Below are 23,860 nucleotides of genomic sequence, written 5' to 3' on the forward strand. Positions count from 1 at the left end.
TCATAACGGATCAACCTTTCACATTGTCTTTGAATGGAGAACCGAAGATGGACAGACTAACAATTAATCGATACGTCGAAAATTATATAAGGGAAGTCGAGCAATCTATCCAAGAACCGATTGTAAATAGGGAGCTTGGAAAGATGCCTTTGGATGAAGCGAAAGCTTTCTTCCTTCTTTTGCCATTGCTGAATGGTGAAAAATGGTCACCTACGCTGAATAGATCAGCTATTGCTGTGGGTGCTGTTCATGCCGCATTCGATATTCATGATCAGGTTGACCTACTTGACGCTTCTACAACAAAACAGCAGCTTATGGTATTATCCGGAGATCATTTCAGTGGAATCCATTATCGTTTATTATCTTCTATTCCTGATTTCGAATTTATTAAATCGATGTCGGAAATGATTGGGCGTATCAACGAGATTAAAACAGATTTATTCATGGAGCCTATTGAAGATACATGTATGCATATTGCGTCGATGACTGTAATTGAATCTGGGTGCATTGGCGAATTCCACAATAGATATGGTTTTACGAAATATAGAACGATATCTGAAACTGCATTGGGACTAATTTGGTATTTCAAACAGTTGACAAAAGGTGTAAACAACAATTGGGATCGATCAAAAAACAGGCTAAAAAAAGAAGAAATCGACTCAGCGATTTCTGCATTGTCTACACAGATGAAAAGCGAACTTGCAAATGCCGGCTTTTTAGCTCCGTTTTTAAAGCAGGAAATACATAGGTTGGCTACTCCTTTATCAGGAAAGCCTCTCTAAGGAAAGAAGGGAAGACATATGGAGACATCCAAAGAAAAGAAAGTCCATCACGTCTTCGAAAGAATCGCGGATGACTACGATAAGATGAATTCCGTCATCAGCTTTAATCAACACAAAAAATGGCGAAACGATATTATGAAGCGCATGAATGTCAAACCGAATTCAAGAGCTTTAGATGTTTGTTGTGGAACGGGAGATTGGACGATTGCATTAGCTGAAGCGACCGGTAAAGATGGCAGTGTAACCGGACTTGATTTCAGTGAGGGGATGCTCGCATCCGCAAGGCCAAAAGTTCAAGGATATCCTTCCATCAATCTTATTCAAGGAAATGCAATGGAGCTCCCATTCGCGGATAATAGCTTCGATTATGTGACAATTGGATTCGGTTTACGCAATGTGCCGGACTATGAACAAGTATTGAGGGAGCTACATAGGGTACTTAAACCAGGAGGCATGGCAGCGTGTTTGGAAACATCCCAAACAGAAATACCGGTCTACCGACAATTGTTTCGCTTCTACTTTAAATACATCATGCCGTTATTCGGAAAGATTTTTGCGAAAAGTTATAAAGAATACTCTTGGCTTCAAGAATCTGCGGATGATTTCCCTGGAGCGAAGCAACTTGCGCAAATGTTTGTTGACGCCGGATTTCAGGAAGTATCATTCAAGAAATATAGCGGTGGTGCAGCAGCAGGGCATATCGCTTACAAATAATTGCAAGTAGGGGAAGGTAATCGTCTTGGAGAAATTGAAGTTAATGTCGCTTTACGCAGATTTCCGAAAGGATCTGTCATATATCGAAAAGGAACTTGAAAAATCCGTTGACTCCTCTTCCCCGGTCATCCGTCAAGCTTCCTTGCATTTATTACGGGCTGGAGGAAAAAGAATACGACCGATTTTTGTTATCCTATCATCAAAGTTCGGTGAATACTCAATAGAAAATGTGGCGAAGGTTGCAGTATCACTGGAACTAATTCATATGGCTTCCCTTGTTCATGATGACGTCATAGACAACTCCGATTTCCGGAGAGGTTTTGAGACGGTTAAGTCAAGGTGGAATAATAGGATTGCCATGTATACCGGTGATTATATCTTTTCCCGTGCGCTCGTTTCCATTGGAGAAATTGAAATGCCTGCAGTTCATCAACTATTGGCTGAAACAATGTTGGAAATCTGCAAAGGGGAAATCATTCAGCTTGAATATCAGCAAAAAACGGACCAGACGTTCCGTGATTATTTACGGCGTATCAAGAGAAAAACAGCATTATTATTATCCTCTAGCTGTGAATTAGGTGCACTTGTCTCAAACGCAAGTCCAGATACTGTAGGAAAGCTGAAAAGATTCGGTTATTTTGCAGGGATGGCATTTCAGATTGTCGATGACATCTTGGATATCACTTCGACTGATGAAAAGTTAGGCAAGCCAGCGGGTAGTGACTTGCTGAATGGCCATATTACATTACCGACATTATACATAAAAGATAATCCGGAATTCCAACCGTTTTTAATTCGTTCCTTTAATGGTACACTGACCGAAGAGGAGCGTATGGAAATGCTTCGCTATATTCGCCAGTCTGGCGCTATTGAAAAGGCTCAGGAAGTAAGCACACTGTACCTTGAAAAAGCGATTTCAGAAGTTCAATCATTGCCGGATGGGGACGCAAAGAAAGCTTTACTTCAAATCGCAGCATTTATCGGCAAAAGAAAGTTTTAGTTGAAGGGCTGTTAGTTGAAAGATTGGCTTCTGTTTGATACGATCGGTAAGGATAAAATCCGATACATATATGAAGGAGTGTTATAAATGGAAAAAACGTTTTTAATGGTAAAACCTGATGGCGTGCAACGTAACTTAATCGGTGAGATTGTAAGCCGTTTCGAAAGCAAAGGATTCACATTAGTTGGCGGTAAATTGATGCAAATTTCTCAAGAGCTTGCAGAACAACATTACGGCGAGCATAAAGAGCGTCCATTTTTTGGAGAGCTTGTAGAATTCATCACTTCCGGACCCGTTTTTGCAATGGTTTGGGAAGGCGAGAACGTCATTTCTACTGCGCGTTTAATGATGGGTGCAACAAACCCTAAAGAATCAGCACCTGGAACAATTCGTGGAGATTTCGCTGTAACAGTAGGCAAAAACATCATCCACGGTTCTGACTCACCAGAATCGGCAGTTCGTGAAATCAACCTTTTCTTCAAAGAAGAAGAGCTTGTCAGCTATGACAAATCTATCCTTAGCTGGATCAACTAATTAAAGATTGTAACACCGACTTTTAAAAACAGTCATGCAAATAACTGCATGGCTGTTTTTGTTTACCAATTTTACTGTATTTTTCGGTATAATAGAAAAAAGTTGGTTTTGGAGGGATATGATTGTCAGATTACACCAACTTCGTCATAAATATAAAAAGCAAAATCGGGATAGACCTTTCTTTGTATAAAGAGGCCCAAATGAAGAGAAGAATCACTTCACTTTATGAAAAAAGAGGGTTTGCCAATTTCACTGAGTATTATTTAGCCATATATCAAGACAAGATGTTATTGGAAGAGTTCTTAGATAGGATAACTATTAATGTCTCAGAATTTTATCGAAATCCTCAACGATGGGAGGTGCTCGATGAAAAAATTCTTCCTGAGCTTATTTCTGAGAATAGATTTTTAAAAGCCTGGAGTGCCGCATGTTCTACAGGAGAAGAGCCTTACTCGCTTGCCATGGTTTTAGCATCGCATGTTCCACTTGGAGATATTTCCATCTTAGCTACTGACCTTGATGCCGGAGTATTGGATAAGGCGAGGGTTGGCGTATACACTGAAAGATCACTAAAGGAAATTCCATCTAAGATATTGGATCGTTATTTTATAAATAAGGGTCAACATTATCAAGTTAAAGATGAAATTAAGCGTACCGTTCAATTCAAGCAACATAATTTACTGAACGATTATTATGGATATGGTTATGACCTTATTATCTGCCGAAACGTAATGATCTATTTTACTGATAAAGCTAAAGAGCAATTGTACATAAACTTTTCAAAAGCTCTAAGACCAAATGGGGTTCTTTTTGTCGGAAGTACTGAACAAATATTCAACCCATCTAAATATGGTCTTGAGCCAGTTGAAACTTTTTTTTATAAGAAAAAGTGAGTTTCTTTTTGTAGTAATAATTCATCTTTTTTTTATAATAACTATAGTCAAAATTGCAATACTCTGTTAAGGTGCTATGAAGCGGATATTTATCCAACCTTTAAAAGAGAGATAAAAGGAGGAATTTAGAATGAGGTTTTTTACAGCAGGAGAATCACACGGTCCTCAATTGACAGCAATTATTGAAGGGTTGCCCTCTCAAATGCCTTTGACTGCAGAAATGATTAATACAGAATTGAAAAGACGCCAGGGGGGACATGGGCGAGGCAGAAGGATGCAAATTGAAAAGGATAAGGTATTGATTACTTCCGGTGTAAGGCATGGCTTAACCCTCGGTTCGCCAGTGACACTTACAGTCGAAAATGATGATTGGAAGCATTGGACAAATATTATGGGTATCGAACCGCTGCCGGATGATATGAATCCTGAAGATATAAAAAGACGGATTACCCGCCCGCGACCGGGGCATGCAGATCTTGTAGGAGGCATGAAATACGGTCATCGTGATTTACGGAATGTACTGGAAAGGTCGTCCGCAAGGGAAACGACGATGAGGGTTGCAATAGGCGCTGTAGCTAAACAGTTCCTTCGTCAACTTGGTATCAAGACAGTAGCACATGTTACGGAAATCGGTGGAATAACGACAGATCCTGAATCGTATGCAAGCTTAAACGCAGATGAAATCCGCGAAATCATAGAGCAAGACCCAGTCTATTGTGCAGATGAAGTTGCTTCAGCCAAAATGGTATCCGCAATTGATGATATTAAGGAGCGCGGTGATACACTTGGAGGCGTCGTAGAAGTTGTTGTCGAAGGGTGCCCACCTGGAATTGGCAGCTACGTTCAATTCGATCGCAAAATGGACGGCAGACTTGCTGGCGCTATGATGAGCATCAATGCATTTAAAGGGGTTGAATTTGGAATGGGCTTTAAGATGGCCCAAAACCCCGGAAGCAAGGTACATGATGAGATAGCATGGTCCGAGGAACTTGGTTACTATCGAAAGTCGAATAGACTGGGGGGGCTGGAAGGTGGTATGACAACTGGAATGCCAATCGTAATCAGGGGAGTCATGAAGCCAATACCAACATTGTACAAGCCGCTTGAAAGTGTCGATATTGAAACAAAAGAACCTTTCGTAGCGACGATTGAAAGGTCCGATCCATGTGCAGTACCTGCAGCTTCTGTAGTAGCTGAACATGTTATTGCAACTGAAGTAGCTAAAGCGATCATGGATGAATTCCGTTCAGATACGATGGATGGCTTACAAGAGGAAATTAATCGGTATAGAGAATATGTGAAGGGGTTCTAAGATGGGAAAACTGACCGTTCAATTACCGAATGCCGAATATGAAGTGCATGTGGGTGATCACGTTTATGATCTTTTTTCATCCGATTACAAGGAATTGCTGAAAACCGCTGACCGAATTGGAATCATTGCTGACAATACGGTTGCAATCAAACATTTGCCGATTTTAGTTGAAGCTCTGGAAAATGCAGGGGTGTCTCCAATTGTGAAAATCGTTCCTTCAGGTGAAAAGTGTAAAACATCAGAGGTCTATATTGAATGCCAATCATTTTTACTGCAGGAGAATTTCACACGGAATTCATTATTGCTTGCATTTGGGGGTGGGGCATGCGGGGATTTAGCCGGATTTGTCGCCGCAACATTTATGAGAGGTATACGGTTCATACAATGCCCGACGACTATACTTGCTCATGATAGTGCAGTAGGTGGAAAAACAGCCATCAATCTATCGGAAGGGAAGAATATGGTTGGCTCTTTTCATCAACCCTCCGCAGTATTATTCAATACTGCCTTATTAGAAACATTACCGCCGCGAGAGATTCGATCAGGAATGGCAGAGTTGATAAAGCATGCATTCATTTCAGATGCGAACTGGGCGACCCGGCTAATGGAGGAAGATGCATTTTCCAATCCATCGCTAAAATGGCTATCTACAGAAATTCTAAAGGGGATTCAAGTGAAGGCGGATATCGTTGCTGCCGATGAGTTTGAGCATTCCATTCGAAAATATCTAAACTTCGGCCATACGTTTGGTCATGCTGTAGAAGCTGTTTGCGGATTTGGCGGATTAAGTCACGGTGAAAGTGTCATGATTGGCATGGCTTATAGTTTCATCCTGAGTGAGGAATATGGCAATATAGATTCAACATTCACAAATCGTTTCATTGACTTTGCCATGAAGAATGGCTATACATTTGAACCAGTCTTGAACCATACATTCAAAGAATTTTTGTTTTTCATGAAGAAGGATAAAAAAGCAACATTTGGCGAGATGAACTTTATTGTTTTAAGAGAATTAGGCATCCCTTTCGTACAGAGCGTTACAAAAAGAGAATGCGAACGTGTCTTTAATGATTTGCAGCTTAGGATAGGTTAGGGGGAAAAAGAATGACAGTAAGAGGGATAAGAGGGGCTACAACAGTTGTACAGGATCATTCGGACAATGTCCATGAGGCAACAAGAACATTAGTGATTGAAATGGCAGAATCGAACGGAGTAGATCCGGAAGACATTATTTCAGTTATTATTTCAACGACTCCGGATGTGAAATCGGCATTTCCGGCTAAGGCAGTTCGAACGTTGGACGGTTGGAAGTTTGTTCCCGTCATGTGTACACATGAGATGGATGTACAAGGCTCCATGCCACTATGCATTAGAATTCTAATGCATGTAAACAGTGATGTTTCGCAAAAAGATATTCGACATATTTATCATAATGAAGCGATAAAGCTTCGTCCTGACTTACAACAATAACCCCACAGAGACTGGAGGATTAATTATGAAGTGGAAAGAAGCCCTAAAAGAAATGGAGCCTTATAAACCTGGAAGGTCAATCGAGGAGGTTAAGGATTTATACAAGCTGAAAGAAGTTGTAAAATTAGCTTCAAACGAGAATCCATACGGTTGTGCAACATCCGTAATGGAGTTTTTAAAGAGTCCTTCTATGCCTTTTCAAATTTATCCTGACGGTCATGCAACAAATCTTCGAAGTAAACTGGCTACTAAATATAATGTGGATGATTCTTCCATTCTTTTCGGGAATGGCTCTGACGAAATCATTTCCATTATCTCAAGGGCGTTGCTTCGTGAAAACACCCATACAATTATGCCAGCTCCGACATTTCCGCAATATGCACATAACGCAAAGATAGAGGGAGCGGATATTACAGAAATCCCTTTGGTCGATGGCCTTCATGACCTTAATGCATTCCTATCGGCGGTCAATGACCGTACTGCAGTCATATGGATCTGTAACCCGAATAATCCCACTGGAAATTTAATACCTAATGATGTTTTGACTAAGTTTTTAAGAGAAGTTCCAAGAAATATCCTTGTGGTCTTGGATGAAGCCTATTTTGAATATGTGACTGATCCAAATCATATTGATTTAGTTCGCTTATTGAATCAGTTTCCGAATATTATCATACTCAGAACTTTCTCCAAGGCGTATGGATTAGCTGCTTTCCGTCTTGGTTATGCAATCGGCTCTCCTTCCGTCATTACAGAATTGAATAAAGTACGTAATCCATTCAATAATAACTCGCTTGCACTTGCGGTAGCGAATGTCGCCCTTGAAGACGACGGATTCATAGAAGAGTGCCGACGAAAGAATGAAGTCCAACGTGAGCGTTTCAAGTCTTATGCTTCTCTTAATGGCCTACACGTATATGATACGCAAACTAACTTTGTGTTAATGGAAGTCCCATGTGATGCTGATGAAGCATCGGAATTTCTATTGAAAAATGGGTTCATCGTTCGAAGTGGTAATGCATTAGGTACACCAATGCATGTTAGAATCACAATCGGTACCGAAGAGCAGAATACAGGTATTTTTCTTGCATTCGATCTTCTATTAAAAGAAAAAGGTAGATAAATATGACTAAAAACGTAGCAATCGTGGGACTTGGGCTAATAGGGGGCTCCCTTGGCCTTGCACTGAAACGCAATAAACAAGAAATACATATCATTGGGTTTGACCGATCTTATGCAACTGCAGACGAAGCTTACCGACGTGGGATAATCGATACGATTGCGCCGTCTGCAAAATCTGCTTGTGAAAAAGCAGATTTCATTATCTTTGCGACTCCAGTTAATACGACAGCTGTATTGTTGGAAGAGGCGTCTTTATGGGAATTCAAAGATGGGGTCATCATATCTGATACTGGAAGTACTAAAAAGCCAATTATGGAGGCCGCCAAAATTCTTACAGAGAAGGGATTGACTTTCATTGGGGGTCATCCAATGGCCGGGTCCCATAAAAGTGGTATCACTGCAGCGAAAGAGCATTTATTCGAAAATGCTTATTATATTTTGACACCTGATGAAAATGCAAGCTCAGTACAAATCGATGAATTATCAAATTTACTGAAGCCGACAAAGGGGAAAGTAGTTGTTTTAAATGCAGAGGAGCATGATCGGATGACTGCTATTGTTAGTCATTTCCCTCATATCATCGCTTCATCACTAGTCGGTAGACTGGCTGATCAGGAAAAACAGCAACCTTTCGTTAAAAACTTGGCGGCTGGTGGTTTTCGCGATTTAACCCGTATCGCCTCAGCTGACCCTACGATGTGGCGTGACATAACAATGCAAAATCGGGATGAGTTATTAACACAAATCGATGGTTGGTTACAGGAAATGGAATCTATTCGTACACTGATAGACGAAAATGATCCGGACCTAATTTTCCGCTTCTTTGAAGAAGCCAAAAAATTTAGAGACAGATTGCCTTCTACATCCGAAGGAGCTTTACAAGGGGCTTTGTATATGACATTCGACTTGCATATTGATGTTCCCGATCATCCTGGTGTCATTTCAGAAATCACAAAAATACTTGCCGATGAACAAATCAGCATTACGAATATCCGAATTGTGGAAACGAGAACAGATGTATACGGAATTCTTGTGATCAGTTTCCAAAATGCCGATGACCGCAAAGCAGCAAGGGCTGTCCTTTCAAGAACGACGGACTATAGCATGCATATTCTTTAAAGGGGTTGATGACTGTGAGTGAAGTGAAAACAGTACAATTCAATAAGCCAGTTATTAAAGGTTCGATTAAAGTTCCGGGAGATAAATCCATATCACACCGAGCAATCATGTTGGGGTCGATCGCTACTGGAAAAACAAGCGTTAAAGGATTTCTTGAAGGGGAAGATTGTTTACGCACAATCGACATTTTCAAGCAATTGGGCGTCTCCATAGAGCGGAATGGAACGGATGTATTGATAGACAGCCCAGGAATTCATAATTGGAAAACACCTGACGTGGAATTGTATGCTGGTAACTCTGGGACAACAGCAAGATTATTGCTTGGAATTTTATCGGGCTCACGAGTCAAATCCGTAGTGACTGGGGATGACTCATTGTCAAAAAGACCGATGAAACGAGTGACGGGTCCATTACAATTAATGGGAGCTTCAATTTCAGGGGCTGGTGAGGGAGACTTCCTTCCCCTTACTATTAAAGGAGGGGCATTAAAAGGAATCGATTATGAAATGCCCGTAGCGAGCGCTCAGGTGAAATCGGCTATCCTTTTTGCAGGATTGAATGCAGATGGATTGACTTCCGTGAAGGAATCCGCGGTTTCAAGGGATCATACAGAACGGATGTTCAAACTATTCGGAGCGACTATCCAACAAGAAGGGAATGTAGTAAGCTTACATGGCGGACAGAACTTGAAGGGAACGAATGTTGTTGTTCCTGGAGACATCTCTTCCGCTGCATTTTTCATGGCAGCAGCGGCGATGATCAAGGGCAGCTCCATCGAGTTCGTTGATGTCGGATTGAATCCCACGAGAATCGGAATTATCAAAGTTTTGGAGAGAATGGGTGCTACCGTAGAGATTCTTGAGAAGTACGGGGAAAACGAGGAACCTTATGGTACAATTAGGGTTTCCAATTCACATTTAAGAGGAATAGTGATTGAGGGAGATATTATCCCTACGTTAATTGATGAATTGCCTATTATCGCTTTACTGGCAACACAATGTGAAGGCGTAACGGTCATAAAGGATGCAGAAGAATTACGTGTTAAGGAAACAGATCGTATCGCTGCAGTTACTGATGAATTGACTAAATTGGGGGCGCAAATAGAGTCGACGGAAGATGGGATGATCATCACAGGGCCTACTCCACTTAAGGGAGCGAATTTGAAATCATATGGCGACCATCGACTGGGAATGATGGCGGCCATCGCTGCATTAATCACGGAAGGATCTGTCCAAATCGAAAACCCTTCCTGTATCGCGATATCCTACCCGAATTTCTTTGAACAACTATCTGACCTCATTAAAAAAGACGAGGATTAATAATTTTCCTAATGTATACAACATGAAGGAACAGGTGAAAATATGAAGCAGTTACATGATTTTGAAAAAGCGATTTTTGAAGGTGATATTCGCTTAATGAATGAGTTAATTGATCGAGCAGAAAAAGTGGAAGAATTTGACCTTCTCTATGATGCTGCGGGGTTACTGGTTGAATACGGTTATATCGGTCAAGCGGATTATATCTATGAAACGTTGAGTCAAGTTATGCCGCATGAAGCACAACTGAAAATCGATAGGGCATCTACATTGCTTGAACTTGGCGATGAAGATGAAGCATTGCTGTTGCTATCCGAGGTGAGGCCTGATCAGGAAGAATACGTTCAAGCATTGATGGCATTAGCAGATTACTATCAAATGATCGGCATGGCGGAAGCCGCACTTGGAAAGGTGAAGGAGGCAAATAAATTAGCCCCGCACGTTCCGGTCATCCGCTTTGCATATGCTGAACTTCTACTTGATGCGGGAAGGTATATCGAAGCGGCCAAGCTATTCTCCGAACTTTTCAATGATGGAAACAAGGAGATAGCAGGCACAAGCATCCCACTTCGAATAGCAGAAACATACAGTGCTGGGGCCGCATATGAAGAAGCTTTACCCTATTATGAAGATCTGTTAGCGGATGAGCAAAATCCTGATACGTTATTTGGAGCAGCATATGCCTATTTCCAAAGCAGTCAACTAAAACGTTCGATTCAATTACTCGAAAACCTTATACAAATGGATCCTGATTATTTTTCTGCCTATATGTTAGCTGGGCAGGGCCAATCCCTATTGGGTGAGGACAAAAAAGCTTATGAGCTATTCAAGCAAGGCATTGCACGTGATGAGTTCGACAAAGAATTGTGCTTGGCTGCAGGAAAGTCTGCATTAAAGTTAGGCCTTCCTGATGAAGCAGAGGAGCATTTGAAACAATCGATTGCACTTGACCCGGAATACATCGATGCTATCATCACACTCGCTTCGATTTATAACGAAAGAGAGAAGGATGAGGAACTCCTTGAACTTTTGGCAGAGATGAAAGAGGAAGAAATGGAACTTCCACTACTTTCTGCATTTAAAGCATTTGCTTTAGAAAGAGAGGAATTATATGCTGATGCATACCAATCTTACCGCAAGGCATATACTGGATTGAAAGATGATCCATCATTTTTGGATAAATTCGCGAGATTCCTTTTAGATGAAGGAAAACGGGATGAAGCAATCGAAGTTATTAAGACACTTGTGTCACTTACACAACATGATGAATGGGCCGCTTTTCTTGAAATGTTGAATGACAAGGAGGTGTGATATGACAGCCATGGTTCCTGTCGCTGCCAAAAAAGACTTTGTTCGGTGGTTTTTAAAGCGCTATAAATTAAAGCGTCGGGAATGTGTTTGGATTCTGAACTATCTTCTAAGCCATGAACAGCTTCTTCAAAATGTACACTTCACGGATGAGGTGCATTACTGTCCTCGCGCAATGGTGATCTCCACAATAAATTCAGAGAGCATACCATTTCGTTTTTACAAAGGTAATTTGATGACGGCAGATGCAGAAAAGTCATTCCATGATTTACGACTTCATCCGGATGAAAAAATGTATATACAGCTGAACTTTCCTAATAGCAATACATGCCCGCATTATGCAAGTGTTCGGGAGGAAAACCCATTTTTGCCTGCAGAACTGCAAGTTAGTGCTAGGGACCGGAAAATTGCCGAAAAACTGTTAGAGGAAAGTGTCGCATCTATGTCACTGGATCTTCTGATGAAACGGGTAGACGAAGCTTTGGATGCAAATGATCGGGAACGTTTTCTTGTTCTATCGGCAATGTTGAATGATATGAAAATTACAAAAGACTAATGACTCCATCTTCATGATGGAGTCATTTGCTTGACTTTTTTAGGGGGAGTTAAAATGAATTGGACAGGTAAGGACATGGATACATATTTAACACAGAAAGAATATATTGATACTTTAGTGATACCGCTTGTAAAAATTGAGATGAAATTGGATAATATGAAGGCAAGCGCTTCTTCCACGGAATTTGTCATGCATCTCTCTTCATTAATAGAAACTCAATTTAAAGGTAGGATGATGTTTGCTCCACCATTCAGCTATACATCCGAAACGGATCTGCCAAGTATGTCGAAAACAACATTGCAGGAGTTTTCCGCTACACCATTCAAGCATGTCTTCTTCTTGACGACTGACCATGCCTGGTCATCATTGGATTTACCTGGACAAGTTATATGGATGCCTTCCATCCCACTCGAAAGTATGGATGCCTCATTACGTCAATCTATACTTGAAGACCAGTTGCGACAAGTGCTACCGAAATTCATCGAGAAATGGTCGGTTTAACAAAAACTATAGAAAAACATCTATAAAATACTGAATTAAAAATCTAACTATTCTAAAACGGTGAATGTAAAATTCATGAATTGTTCACATTCTGTTTTTACTGTAGAACGCATGATTGAATTTAGACTACGATTGATATATCATAGATATGTCCTAGTATTACAATTAGCAAAAGTATGTCCGTTGGACTGATTTTGGAGTAAGAGGAGGGAAACTGATGAGCAGCAAAGTGTCTAGACGCCAATTCCTGAGCTATACGTTGATGGGTGTCGGCGGATTCATGGCTTCTGCTATGTTAATGCCGATGGTACGATTTGCGGTCGATCCAGTATTGCAACCAAAAAGTGAAGGTGAATTTATTCCCACATCGCAAAAAGTGGATCAATTGACCGAAACTCCTGTACGTGTTGACTTTACTATTAAGGATCGAAAAGATGCATGGTACAAGTCTGATGTATCGAACACTGCTTGGGTCTATAAAGAAGGCGATACAGTCATCGCACTTTCTCCTGTCTGTAAACACCTTGGATGCACGGTGAGCTGGGAAGGGTCTGAGAAACATAAGAATGAATTCTTCTGCCCTTGCCATGATGGACGTTACGAGAAGAACGGGAAAAACATACCTGGATCACCACCACTTGGACCACTCGATGAGTATATGGTAAATGTCGTGGATGGTTATGTTTATCTTGGAAAAACGGTTCCAAACACATTAGTTTAAAATGTAAGGGGGTACGACCGAAGTGCTAAATAAAATTTATGATTGGGTTGACGAACGGTTGGATATCACCCCGATTTGGCGGGATATCGCTGACCATGAAGTACCTGAGCACGTAAACCCTGCACATCATTTTTCTGCATTCATCTATTGTTTCGGTGGTTTGACGTTTTTCGTAACGGTCATCCAGATTCTTTCAGGTATGTTCCTTACAATGTACTATACGCCGGATATCGAAAATGCATGGAAATCCGTTTACTACCTTCAAAACGAAGTAGCATTCGGTGAAATTGTGCGTGGGATGCACCACTGGGGAGCGTCTCTTGTAATTGTTATGATGTTCCTACATACGCTGCGTGTATTCTTTACAGGCTCGTATAAAAAACCTCGTGAATTGAACTGGATTGTCGGAGTTCTTATCTTCGTTACAATGTTAGGTCTTGGTTTCACAGGTTACTTATTGCCATGGGATATGAAAGCATTGTTCGCAACTAAAGTTGGTATTGAGATCGCCGCATCTGTACCGTTCATCGGTGAACAGATCAAGATTCTTCTTGCAGGTGACTCCACAATTCTTGGTGCGCAAACTTTGACTCGTTTCTTCGCGATTCATGTATTCTTCTTACCTGCTGCTTTGCTTGGGTTGCTTGCAGCACACTTTATCATGATCAGAAGACAAGGTATCTCCGGACCGCTATAAGATCAACATCCACTTGTTGTTGATTGTCTGAAATTAGAATAAGGAGGGGACATAATGCAACGCGGAAAAGGCATGAAATTTGTTGGTGACTCGCGCATCAAAGCGGAAGGTAAGATGCCGAACGTCCCGAAGGATTACTCAGAATATCCAGGTAAAACAGAGGCATTCTGGCCAAACTTCCTCTTGAAAGAGTGGATGATTGGTGCAATCTTCCTTATTGGATATTTAATCATTACAGTTGCCCATCCGTCTCCGCTTGAGAGACAAGCAGACCCTACGGATACAATGTACATACCGGTTCCAGACTGGTATTTCCTATTCATGTATCAATTACTGAAATATGAATTTGCTTCCGGTCCATATAACGTTATCGGGGCTATCGTCATTCCTGGTTTGGCTATCGGTGCATTAATGCTTGTACCATTCATGGATACTTCAAAAGAGCGTCGTCCATTTAAGCGCCCTCTTCCGACAGCATTCATGCTACTTGCATTCGCAGCAATCTTCTATTTGACATATGAGTCAGTTGCGAACCATGACTGGGAAAAAGCAAAAGCACAAGGTGCAATTGTTGAAGAAGTTCAATTTGACAAAGAATCAGAGGCGTATCAGTTATATACAGGTGCACCAGGTGCATCATGTATCGGATGTCACGGTGATGCCTTCCAGGGCGGTTTAGGACCTTCGTTAGTCAATACTGGTCTTACTTCTGAGGAAATTATTGACATTGTCCATAATGGACTTAACGATATGCCAGGAGGTCAATGGAAAGGTACCGAAGAGGAATTGCAAGTACTTGCTGATTTCCTTGAAAACTTGAAATAATTACGAACAAAAAGAGTCAGGCAACTGACTCTTTTTTGCTATACACAAAAGCGGAATGCGGCTCCACTATACATAATATACAAACAAGCGTTGGGAGAGATGTATTTGAGTTCTCTTAAAAATATGGCGTGGCTAATTTTGACCCATAAATCATTTTTATGGATTTTATTGTTTGTCAATATTTTTGGAACGGTTTACGGCTATGACTGGTATATGTGGCAATTGGAAATGACTGATCCACTTTTTTGGATATTTGTCCCTGACAGTCCTACAGCAAGTCTGTTTTTTTCAATAGCTATTATTGGTTGGCTTATTGGTAAAAATTTTAAATTGATTGAAGCACTTGCACTCATTACACTTGTGAAATATGGATTATGGGCAGTTGTAATGAATTTACTTACGCTTAACGAAGTGGGAGAAATCGGATGGCAAGGTTGGATGTTAGTCGGTTCGCATTTCGCAATGGCTGTACAAGCAATCCTTTATAGTGGATTGTACAAATTCGATTTTAAACATATTGTACTTGCTGCTATCTGGACTCTGCATAACGATGTCATCGATTATGTATTTGGTCAAATGCCGATTTACTATGACTTGATGAAGCATATGCAACAAATCGGTTACTTTACATTTTGGCTATCCATCGCTTGCATTTTCCTAGCGTATAAAGTTTGGAAAACAAGAATAAAAAGTAAAACTGTTTTAGTATAATATCAAAAGGTTGCGGTTATTCGAAGAGCATTATAAAATAGAAACAGAGAAAAGGGAGGGATAGGAAGAATGTTTTTGATTTACCTCGGTATCATCATTTTGCTACCATTGTATGCTCAGTTCAAAGTGAAAAGCACGTATAAAAAATATGCTACTGTACGTTCGACTTCCGGCATGACAGGTGCACAAGTAGCCCGTCTTATCCTTGATAGGAACGGATTGCAAGATGTGAAAGTAGTGGAGAGTCAAGGGTTTTTGAGCGATCATTATAACCCAATGACTAAAATAGTGGCATTGTCATCTCAGAACTATCATGAGGCTTCTGTAGCAGGTACCGCTATCGCGGCACACGAAGTAGGACACGCAATCCAAGACGCAGAAGCGTATTCATTCTTGCGATTCCGCCATCGTTTGGCACCTGTAGCTAATATTACATCCAATGCATCTTGGATTTTCATTATGATTGGATTAATCTTTTCAAGCATGAATTCCTTACTTGGCATCGGTATCGTCTTAATGGCAGTCGGTGTTCTTTTCCAAATCGTAACGTTACCTGTTGAGTTTAATGCATCAAGCCGTGCGATGAACCAAATTGTCGAACTTGGTATCATTCGTAATGAGGAAGAACCTCATGCGAAAAAAGTGTTAAGTGCTGCAGCAATGACATATGTAGCAGCTACAGCAGTTGCTGTTCTTGAATTGCTACGACTTATTCTTATCTTCACAAATAGGGATTAAAAGAAAACCCGGCCAATTTAAGTGGTCGGGTTTTACTTTGCCATAATAAAATAATATTGAACAATATTAATGATCAAGGGGTTGTTTTTGATCGTCCAGTGTAAAGCCCTCTCCAAGTACATCATGGACTTCTGTAACAGATACAAAGGCATGAGGGTCAAGCGCTGTCACGATGCCTTTAAGGCGCATGATTTCATTTTTACCGACAACGCAGTATAGAATCTCCCGATCGGATTTTGTGAAATGTCCATAGCCCCTAAAAACAGTAACACCCCGGTCCATCTCCCGTGTAATTTTAGTGGCAATGGCATCTTGGGAATCGGAAATGATAAAAGCACCCCTCGCTGCATAGGCTCCTTCTTGTACAAAATCGATGACTCGAGCGCCAACAAAGAGGGCGACTAGCGTATACATCATGGAACGGTGATCCAAATACACTGCCCAAGATAGCAAAATAACGAATGCATCGAACAAAAACATTGTCTTTCCCATGCTCCAGCCTATGTACTTATGCGCCAAACGTGCGATAATATCTACACCGCCAGTTGTTCCGCCGAATCGGAAAATGATCCCCAAACCGATACCGATGAACACACCGGCAAATAGGGCAACAAGGAACATATCTCCTTCAAGGTGAATATTGAACTGGTATTTCATGAAAACTTTTAGGAAGATTGATACAGCGACAGTTCCAATAACCGTATAAATAAAAACCTTTCTTCCTAATAGCTTCCATCCGATGATGAACATCGGGATGTTCAACACAAGGTTCATAATGGCAGGATCCCAATTGAAAGCGAACAACAGGATAAGTGTAATTCCGGTGAAGCCACCTTCTGCAAGCTCATGCTGGATGTTAAAATGCACAAGCCCAAAACTGAAAATTGCGGCTCCAAGTATGATGAAGAAGATATTTTTAAATTTAATTCCACTAAACAAGGGATAACCACCTTTCTTGGTACATTTTACATTATCAGTCATTCCAGTATTTTTGACAACAGTCCTATGAATGAATACGATAGCAAATGAAGGAGAATGAAGCAAATGGAACAAGCTAGAACGCTAAAGAATCTTCAGGAAGAAGTACATGCATATATATCGGGGTTCGAGGAAGGGTATTTTCCACCAATGGAATTGATGGCAAGACTTACCGAAGAGTTAGGAGAGCTGTCAAGAGAAGTACAACATGTGCATGGGATGAAAAAGAAAAAAAAGAGCGAAGAAATCCGATCGCTTGCGGAGGAGACTGGGGATTTATTATTTGTCCTCATCTGTTTTGCAAATTCACAAGGAATTGACCTACAGGATGCACTAACTACTGTATTAAAGAAATTTAATGAACGTGATGCCGACCGTTGGACAAGAAAGGATGACCATTGATGAAAATTAAAGTAGCCATAGCGGGTGCCAGAGGAAGAATGGGGACCACAGCTATCGAAGCGATAGAAGAGGCAGTGGATGCTGAAGTTGTTGCAGCGCTAGACTATAAATTTGATGGATTGCATTTACATAATGCTTCTGTTAATGAAGTGAAACAAGGAATCCCTATTTACACATCACTCAAGAAATTAGTTGAAGAACATCAACCAACAGTTCTTCTTGATGTAACAGATCCTGATGCAGTGTTTAATAACGTGAAAGATGCCTTGTCTTTGGGTATACATCCAGTAGTCGGAACTTCAGGTTTAACAAAAGAGGAATTGCAACTGATTTCAGAAATGGTGGAGACGACTAATGTAGGTGGAATCATCGCACCAAACTTTTCGGTAGGCGCAGTACTGATGATGAAGTTTGCTGCTCAAGCTTCCCGTTATTTAGGGGATGTAGAAATATTAGAGATGCATCATGATAGAAAACTTGACGCCCCATCTGGAACTGCTGTAAAAACAGCAGAAATGATTATGGAAAACCGACCTCCCCATATTCAAGGCCATCCTGAAGAACAAATCCACCTTAAAGGTAGCCGCGGTGGGGACGTAGAAGGCATGAAAATCCATAGTATCCGTCTGCCTGGCTTGCTTGCACATCAGCAAGTGCTTTTAGGGGGAGAAGGTGAATTATTGACAATTCGACATGATTCAATGAGCCGAAAAAGCTTCATGCCTGGTATTATGATGGCGATTCGAAAAGTAATAGGGCGTAATGATTTAATTTACGGATTGGAAAATATTATCGATTAAGTTTGGTACAAGAGGTGATTACATGAACAAATTGAAAGTCGGTGTAATTTGTTATCCTTCATTAGGAGGTTCAGGTGTTGTGGCGACTGAACTTGGGATGAAAATGGCAGAGAAAGGACATGAGATGCATTATATCTCATCTGGAAAACCATTCCGCTTAATAGACGCCCATCCGAATATTCATTTCCACGAAGTGAAAATAGACGGCTATGCGGTATTCAAATATCCCCCCTATGACATTGCGCTGGCGAATCGGATTGCCTATGTCATCCAAAAGGAGGAGCTCGATTTATTGCATGTCCATTACGCAGTGCCGCATGCAATTTCAGCGGCGCTTGCGAAGGATATGGCGAAATCGTCTATTGGCGTCATTACGACTTTACATGGAACGGATGTAACAGTACTTGGTCATGATCCAGCGCTGAAATACACGGTTCGTTATGGAATCGAAAAATCAGAAATTACGACGGCTGTTTCTGAATCACTTCGCCAAGATACATTTTCATTGATTGATCCAGATAAGGAGATTTTAACGATCTATAATTTCATCGATGAAGAAAAATACAAGCCTGTCAATCCTGGTTCACTGAAAAAAGAATTAGGAATAGATGAAGATGAAAAGATCATAATCCATGTGTCCAATTTCCGGAGCGTCAAAAGGGTCGGTGATATAATTGATAGCTTTAAGATAATCCGTCAAACAATTGATTCGAAATTATTATTGGTCGGTACGGGTCCGGAAAAGATTGAAATGATGGATAAAGCAAGACGAGAAGGATTGGAAAACGAAATCATATTCACAGGTAAACGCGACGACCTCCCTGAATTGTTGGCAATCAGTGACCTTATGTATCTATTGTCGGAGAAAGAGGCTTTCGGTCTTGTCTTATTGGAAGGCTTTGCTTGTGGGGTACCTGCAATCGCAACAAATATCGGTGGCATCCCTGAAGTGATTGAGGATGGGGAAAACGGCTATCTTGTTGAATTGGGCGATGTGAAAGCGGCTGCAGAGAAAGCAATTATGCTATTGCAGGATCCGGTTAAACATAAAACCTTCCGGGAAAATGCACTCCGTACAGTACATGAGAAATTTGACTCAACTTCCATTGTGAATGAATACGAAGAACTTTATTACAAAGTGGCGGGATTGAACCCATGATTGAATTTGGATCGGCTTCAAGTCGTAAGGTCATAAAGGTCCTAGAAGAGGCAGGATATGAGGCGGTATTTGTTGGGGGCTCCGTTCGTGATTATCTATTAGGAAAGGATGCTTCCGATATAGATATCGCCACATCTGCATCACCTGAGGAAGTGAAGCAGGTTTTTCCTAATACTATAGATGTGGGAATTGAACACGGAACTGTTTTGGTGTTAATGGACCGGGAGCCAATCGAAGTGACGACATACCGTACGGAAAGTACATATACAGATCATCGAAGACCTGACGAAGTGAAATTTGTAAAGTCACTAAACGAAGATTTAAGGCGGAGGGATTTCACGATAAATGCCCTCGCATTAACTGTAACTGGAGAACTGATTGACCCGTTCGGTGGAAGGGATGACCTAAAAGGGCAAGTGATCCGGGCTGTTGGCAATGCCCATGACCGCTTTATGGAAGACGCGTTGAGAATGGTCCGGGCAGTCCGATTTGCCTCAGTTTTAGGGTTTGAAGTGGAAGCTAATACGCGTCAAGCCATTTCAGTCAACGCTGAAACTATCCGACATGTCTCAGTTGAACGCATTAAAGTTGAGATGGACAAGTTGATGAAAGGTAAAGAGCCGAACAGGGGATTCGCGTTAATCGCTGAAACTGGTCTGTCCCGTCACCTTCCGCTTTTCCCGCAGGATATCCGTATTATATCCGAAAGTGTCCCATATGAAAGTGCGCTCGAGGGGTGGGCAGCATTGATGCTTTCGGGAGGTTTTTCTGCCTCTGAGCTTGCAAGAGCCTATAAACTGTCCAACCACGAAAAGGATTTTTTATCAGCTGTTCAAGCTTCCTTCGACCGTAGACAGATGGAATGTTATACGACGGATGACTATTATCGTTTTACGTTTAACGTATTATGTGCTGCTGAGAAAATCTGGCAAGCATTCAATCCTTCGGAATCTGGAATCACTCAACATGAAATTGCAATGAAGCAAAGTGAATTGCCAATCCGTTCGAAAGAAGAACTGAGAGTCAATGGTAAGGATTTAATGGCATGGACCGGACAGAGGGGCGGTCCATGGCTTGGTGAATGGATGAATCGAATTGAAAAGTCGGTTCTCCATCGTAAATGCCCGAACGACACGGAAAAGATAAAGGAATGGTTTCTGAGTGAATACAAACGTCAAGAATGAATTATTGAACAGACTCTTTGAAGCAAAAGGCGAACCTGTTTCTGGACAGGAATTTGCTGATGAATACGGGTTATCGAGAACTGCCATTTGGAAATACATCAAGGAATTTGAAGAAGAAGGCTATGAAATCACTTCAATCCGTAAGAAGGGGTACGCCCTGATTGCTTCGCCGGATCGGGTGAATTCGGCCAATATCCTAAATCATCTCGAAACATCGACATACGGTAGACATGTTGACTATTACGAAACCGTAGAATCCACTCAACCGATAGCGCATGACGCTGCGCAGGCAGGAGTGCCTGATGGGACCCTTGTTGTCGCCGAAGAGCAGACTGCAGGAAGGGGAAGATTATTTAGACCTTGGGCATCAGCCGCGCGCAAAGGGATTTGGATGAGCTTAATCATCCGACCCACATTGACACCGCAACAAGCTCCCCAAATGACCTTAGTAACAGCTGTAGCAATCGTTCGAGCTATCGAAGAGGTCACGGGGGTTGAAGCGACAATAAAATGGCCGAATGATATTCTGATCAACGGTAAAAAAATGACAGGAATCCTGACAGAATTACAAGCAGACCCTGATCAGGTGAAGGCAATCATCATCGGGATTGGGATGAATATCAACCAAGGAGAAGACGATTTTCCGGAAGAACTTCGATCTATAGCAACTTCATTGAAAATAGCAACAGGCAAGCAAATCGACCGTGCTAAACTCATTGCAAGTACCTTAGGTTATTTAGAACAATATACAAACATGTATGAAAAACACGGCTTCGGGCCGATCAAGCTGTTATGGGAAGGCTATTCAAACACAGCAGGAAAAAGGATTCGTGCAGTGATGCTGAATGAAACGCTTGAAGGTACAGCAATGGGTATTTCCGAAGAAGGTTTGCTTGAACTTCAATTGGATGATGGGTCGGTGAGAGGGATTTATTCGGCGGATATAGAGATACACTAAGAACAGGCAAGGGAAAGCGTCTATGTTTTCCTTTACCTGTTTTTTTGTACTGTAGGCAGACAATAGGAATATATTGTCGTTTTACGGGAAGTGTTTTCGAAAAGTAAAACTCTTGAAATAGAATCTATACAAATAAACTTTGATTTGCTATAGTAGTGGCGAAGGGCAGTATCAATCGGAACTGCACCTTTCAACTAAGAAGAAACATCTAACTTAATAGGTTCTGCCTTGATCTTGCGAAAGACAGGGACGGAGGAAACCAATCTGCTATCATACGCAACCCTTCTGTCCATTTTGGCTTGAAGGGTTTTATTTTTCGGTTTTCTCCTTTCAATTAAATGAAAGGGAGTGGGGTAAGAATGAAAAGCACGGCTGATTTTAAGAAAATGAAACAAAAAAATGAGAAGGTTGTCATGCTGACTGCCTACGACCATCCGTCTGCCCAGTTAGCAGAACAAGCCGGAATCGATGTCCTTCTTGTGGGGGACTCATTGGGCATGGTCGTTTTGGGATACGATACGACAGCTGCTGTAACAGTCGAAGATATGATCCATCATGGGAAAGCGGTAAGAAGGGGAGCGAAAGAGACTTTTGTTGTTGTTGATATGCCATTCGGTTCTTATCATGGTTCGGAAGATCGCACTTTGGAAGCTGCAGTTCGTATTTTCCAGGAGACTGGTGCGAATGCATTGAAATTGGAAGGGTCCGGCAAGATAATAGATACAATACGTCTTTTAACAAGCACAGGGATTCCAGTTGTCGCTCATCTTGGATTACTGCCTCAGTCCGCTGCAGTTGAAGGCGGTTACAAAGTACAAGGAAAGACCGCAGCAGCTGCAGAGCAACTCATCCGTGATGCTGTAGCTTGCGAAGCTGCAGGTGCTTGTATGATCGTATTGGAATGCATTCCATACCAATTGGGCGAGCAAGTGTCAAATGCGGTTTCCGTTCCGACAATCGGTATCGGGGCAGGCGCTGAAACAGACGGCCAAGTGTTAGTTTTCCATGATACGGTTAAATACGGCAACCATCATATCCCGAAATTTGTCGAAACTTATGCCAATGTTGGGGATGATATTCGGGCAGGACTCGAAGAATACGTTGCGGCAGTTAAATCCGGGGCATTCCCGTCTGAAGCTCATCGCTTTACGATGAAAGAAGATGAATTGGTGGCACTTTACGGAGGAATGAAGGATGCTGAACATTGAATTAAATAGCATAAAAGTTGCAGAAACGATTGTGGAACTTCAGCAGTTGATCAATAAAAAAAATGGTAAGACAGTCGGCTTTGTACCGACTATGGGCTTTTTGCATGAAGGACATCTTTCACTTGTTAAACATGCCAAAGAGCAAAACGATATTGTTGTGATGAGCATCTTTGTTAACCCTGCGCAATTTGGTCCAGGGGAAGACTTTGAATCCTATCCACGTGATCTTGAGAGAGACGTTAGATTAGCGGAAGAAGCAGGAGTCAATATCCTATTCATCCCATCAGTTCAAGAAATGTATCCGTTTGAGGGCGGAATCCGGATTCTTCCGGGACCACAAGCTGACGAACTTTGCGGCGCATCAAGACCGGGGCATTTCGACGGTGTTTTGAAAGTCGTTTTAAAACTCTTTAACATAATTGACCCTGACCGCTCCTATTTCGGGATGAAAGATGCCCAGCAACTTGCGATCATCGAAACTTTTGTCCGTGATTTCAATTTACGAACAAAGATTATGCGAGTTCCAATCGTCCGTGAAGTTGACGGTTTAGCTAAAAGTTCAAGAAACGTCAACTTAACACCTGAAGAGCGCAATCAGGCTCCAATCATCCATCAGGCATTACTGAAAGGAGCAAAACTCCATTCAAATGGGATGAAACCCGAACAAATCGAAATAGAGGTAGCAAACTATATAACAGAAGGCAGCACCGGGCAAATTGACTATGTTAAGATGCTTTCTTATCCAAACCTTCAGCCTGTAACAAACGAAACAAATGAAGTCATTTTAGCTGTTGCCGTCAAATTTTCAAAAACCAGATTGATAGATAATATTATTATGTAAACAAAGGATGGTTC

Annotated in this window: 27 protein-coding genes; 26 read left to right on the top strand and 1 reads right to left on the bottom strand. The window is 41.5% G+C overall.

Annotated elements, in window-relative coordinates; all coding sequences use genetic code 11:
• Positions 1 to 47: 47 nt before the first annotated feature.
• The 19 genes from NSQ43_RS10535 (at position 48) to NSQ43_RS10625 (ending at position 16,316) form a co-directional block, all read left to right on the top strand.
• Positions 48 to 782, top strand: a complete 735-nt coding sequence (locus NSQ43_RS10535) for a heptaprenyl diphosphate synthase component 1 (protein WP_339249983.1) — start codon at positions 48 to 50, stop codon at positions 780 to 782.
• Between the two features lie 18 nt (positions 783 to 800).
• Positions 801 to 1,496, top strand: a complete 696-nt coding sequence (locus tag NSQ43_RS10540; protein WP_339249985.1) for a demethylmenaquinone methyltransferase — start codon at positions 801 to 803, stop codon at positions 1,494 to 1,496.
• 25 nt (positions 1,497 to 1,521) lie between these two features.
• Complete coding sequence (locus NSQ43_RS10545; protein WP_339249987.1) at positions 1,522 to 2,496, top strand: polyprenyl synthetase family protein; 975 nt, start codon at positions 1,522 to 1,524, stop codon at positions 2,494 to 2,496.
• 87 nt (positions 2,497 to 2,583) lie between these two features.
• Positions 2,584 to 3,030 carry a nucleoside-diphosphate kinase gene (ndk, locus tag NSQ43_RS10550; RefSeq protein WP_339249989.1) on the top strand — a complete coding sequence of 149 codons (447 nt, stop codon included), beginning with the start codon at positions 2,584 to 2,586 and terminating at the stop codon, positions 3,028 to 3,030.
• 122 nt (positions 3,031 to 3,152) lie between these two features.
• Complete coding sequence (locus tag NSQ43_RS10555; RefSeq protein ID WP_339249990.1) at positions 3,153 to 3,923, top strand: protein-glutamate O-methyltransferase CheR; 771 nt, start codon at positions 3,153 to 3,155, stop codon at positions 3,921 to 3,923.
• Positions 3,924 to 4,053: 130 nt separating this feature from the next.
• Positions 4,054 to 5,235 (top strand): chorismate synthase, encoded by a 1,182-nt coding sequence (aroC, locus tag NSQ43_RS10560; RefSeq protein ID WP_339249992.1) that lies wholly within the window; start codon positions 4,054 to 4,056, stop codon positions 5,233 to 5,235.
• Position 5,236: 1 nt separating this feature from the next.
• Entirely contained in the window at positions 5,237 to 6,328 is a 1,092-nt protein-coding gene (gene aroB / locus NSQ43_RS10565; protein WP_339249994.1) for a 3-dehydroquinate synthase, read from the top strand.
• A gap of 11 nt (positions 6,329 to 6,339) precedes the next feature.
• Positions 6,340 to 6,705: a chorismate mutase gene (gene aroH, locus NSQ43_RS10570; RefSeq protein ID WP_339249996.1), complete on the top strand. Its 366-nt coding sequence runs from the start codon at positions 6,340 to 6,342 to the stop codon at positions 6,703 to 6,705.
• Positions 6,706 to 6,730: 25 nt separating this feature from the next.
• Positions 6,731 to 7,825 (top strand): histidinol-phosphate transaminase, encoded by a 1,095-nt coding sequence (hisC, locus tag NSQ43_RS10575; RefSeq protein WP_339249998.1) that lies wholly within the window; start codon positions 6,731 to 6,733, stop codon positions 7,823 to 7,825.
• A 2-nt stretch (positions 7,826 to 7,827) separates the two neighbouring features.
• Positions 7,828 to 8,943, top strand: a complete 1,116-nt coding sequence (locus tag NSQ43_RS10580) for a prephenate dehydrogenase (RefSeq protein WP_339250000.1) — start codon at positions 7,828 to 7,830, stop codon at positions 8,941 to 8,943.
• Positions 8,944 to 8,957: 14 nt separating this feature from the next.
• Complete coding sequence (gene aroA, locus NSQ43_RS10585; protein ID WP_339250002.1) at positions 8,958 to 10,262, top strand: 3-phosphoshikimate 1-carboxyvinyltransferase; 1,305 nt, start codon at positions 8,958 to 8,960, stop codon at positions 10,260 to 10,262.
• A 42-nt stretch (positions 10,263 to 10,304) separates the two neighbouring features.
• Positions 10,305 to 11,570 (top strand): tetratricopeptide repeat protein, encoded by a 1,266-nt coding sequence (locus NSQ43_RS10590; RefSeq protein ID WP_339250004.1) that lies wholly within the window; start codon positions 10,305 to 10,307, stop codon positions 11,568 to 11,570.
• A gap of 1 nt (position 11,571) precedes the next feature.
• Positions 11,572 to 12,123, top strand: coding sequence for a ReoY family proteolytic degradation factor (locus tag NSQ43_RS10595; RefSeq protein ID WP_339250006.1), 552 nt, complete (start codon positions 11,572 to 11,574; stop codon positions 12,121 to 12,123).
• A 54-nt stretch (positions 12,124 to 12,177) separates the two neighbouring features.
• Entirely contained in the window at positions 12,178 to 12,624 is a 447-nt protein-coding gene (locus tag NSQ43_RS10600; protein ID WP_339250008.1) for a DUF2487 family protein, read from the top strand.
• Between the two features lie 214 nt (positions 12,625 to 12,838).
• Positions 12,839 to 13,345 (top strand): ubiquinol-cytochrome c reductase iron-sulfur subunit, encoded by a 507-nt coding sequence (locus NSQ43_RS10605; RefSeq protein WP_339254875.1) that lies wholly within the window; start codon positions 12,839 to 12,841, stop codon positions 13,343 to 13,345.
• Between the two features lie 22 nt (positions 13,346 to 13,367).
• Positions 13,368 to 14,042 (top strand): cytochrome b6, encoded by a 675-nt coding sequence (locus NSQ43_RS10610; protein WP_060208191.1) that lies wholly within the window; start codon positions 13,368 to 13,370, stop codon positions 14,040 to 14,042.
• Between the two features lie 54 nt (positions 14,043 to 14,096).
• On the top strand, positions 14,097 to 14,867 hold the full coding sequence (locus NSQ43_RS10615; RefSeq protein WP_339250010.1) for a c-type cytochrome: 771 nt from the start codon (positions 14,097 to 14,099) through the stop codon (positions 14,865 to 14,867).
• Positions 14,868 to 14,966: 99 nt separating this feature from the next.
• A complete protein-coding gene (locus NSQ43_RS10620; RefSeq protein ID WP_339250012.1) occupies positions 14,967 to 15,578 on the top strand; it encodes a DUF1405 domain-containing protein in 612 nt (203 codons plus the stop codon).
• Between the two features lie 69 nt (positions 15,579 to 15,647).
• Positions 15,648 to 16,316, top strand: a complete 669-nt coding sequence (locus NSQ43_RS10625; protein ID WP_339250014.1) for a zinc metallopeptidase — start codon at positions 15,648 to 15,650, stop codon at positions 16,314 to 16,316.
• 66 nt (positions 16,317 to 16,382) lie between these two features.
• On the opposite strand, the gene NSQ43_RS10630 is transcribed toward NSQ43_RS10625, so the two are convergent.
• Complete coding sequence (locus tag NSQ43_RS10630; protein WP_339250016.1) at positions 16,383 to 17,255, bottom strand: YitT family protein; 873 nt, start codon at positions 17,253 to 17,255, stop codon at positions 16,383 to 16,385.
• A gap of 105 nt (positions 17,256 to 17,360) precedes the next feature.
• Here NSQ43_RS10630 and NSQ43_RS10635 point away from each other — a divergent pair, with 105 nt between their 5' ends.
• The 7 genes from NSQ43_RS10635 to panC all read left to right on the top strand — a co-directional run bounded on the left by NSQ43_RS10635 (position 17,361) and on the right by panC (position 23,846).
• Complete coding sequence (locus NSQ43_RS10635) at positions 17,361 to 17,696, top strand: nucleotide pyrophosphohydrolase (protein WP_339250018.1); 336 nt, start codon at positions 17,361 to 17,363, stop codon at positions 17,694 to 17,696.
• A complete protein-coding gene (gene dapB / locus NSQ43_RS10640; protein WP_339250019.1) occupies positions 17,696 to 18,496 on the top strand; it encodes a 4-hydroxy-tetrahydrodipicolinate reductase in 801 nt (266 codons plus the stop codon). The genes NSQ43_RS10635 and dapB overlap by 1 nt, the downstream gene beginning before the upstream one ends.
• Before the next feature lie 22 nt (positions 18,497 to 18,518).
• On the top strand, positions 18,519 to 19,655 hold the full coding sequence (gene bshA, locus NSQ43_RS10645; protein WP_339250021.1) for an N-acetyl-alpha-D-glucosaminyl L-malate synthase BshA: 1,137 nt from the start codon (positions 18,519 to 18,521) through the stop codon (positions 19,653 to 19,655).
• Positions 19,652 to 20,839 carry a CCA tRNA nucleotidyltransferase gene (locus NSQ43_RS10650; protein WP_339250023.1) on the top strand — a complete coding sequence of 396 codons (1,188 nt, stop codon included), beginning with the start codon at positions 19,652 to 19,654 and terminating at the stop codon, positions 20,837 to 20,839. The genes bshA and NSQ43_RS10650 overlap by 4 nt, the downstream gene beginning before the upstream one ends.
• The gene (locus tag NSQ43_RS10655) at positions 20,817 to 21,797 is read left to right on the top strand and encodes a biotin--[acetyl-CoA-carboxylase] ligase (protein ID WP_339250025.1); all 981 of its coding nucleotides are present in this window, start codon (positions 20,817 to 20,819) and stop codon (positions 21,795 to 21,797) included. Before NSQ43_RS10650 ends, NSQ43_RS10655 begins: the two co-directional genes overlap by 23 nt.
• Before the next feature lie 359 nt (positions 21,798 to 22,156).
• Positions 22,157 to 23,005 (top strand): 3-methyl-2-oxobutanoate hydroxymethyltransferase, encoded by an 849-nt coding sequence (gene panB / locus NSQ43_RS10660; protein ID WP_339250027.1) that lies wholly within the window; start codon positions 22,157 to 22,159, stop codon positions 23,003 to 23,005.
• Complete coding sequence (gene panC / locus NSQ43_RS10665) at positions 22,992 to 23,846, top strand: pantoate--beta-alanine ligase (RefSeq protein WP_339250029.1); 855 nt, start codon at positions 22,992 to 22,994, stop codon at positions 23,844 to 23,846. The genes panB and panC overlap by 14 nt, the downstream gene beginning before the upstream one ends.
• Positions 23,847 to 23,860: the final 14 nt, after the last annotated feature.

Origin of the sequence: Sporosarcina sp. FSL W8-0480, from assembly GCF_037963765.1 — a bacterium.
Taxonomy (GTDB): Bacteria; Bacillota; Bacilli; order Bacillales_A; family Planococcaceae; genus Sporosarcina.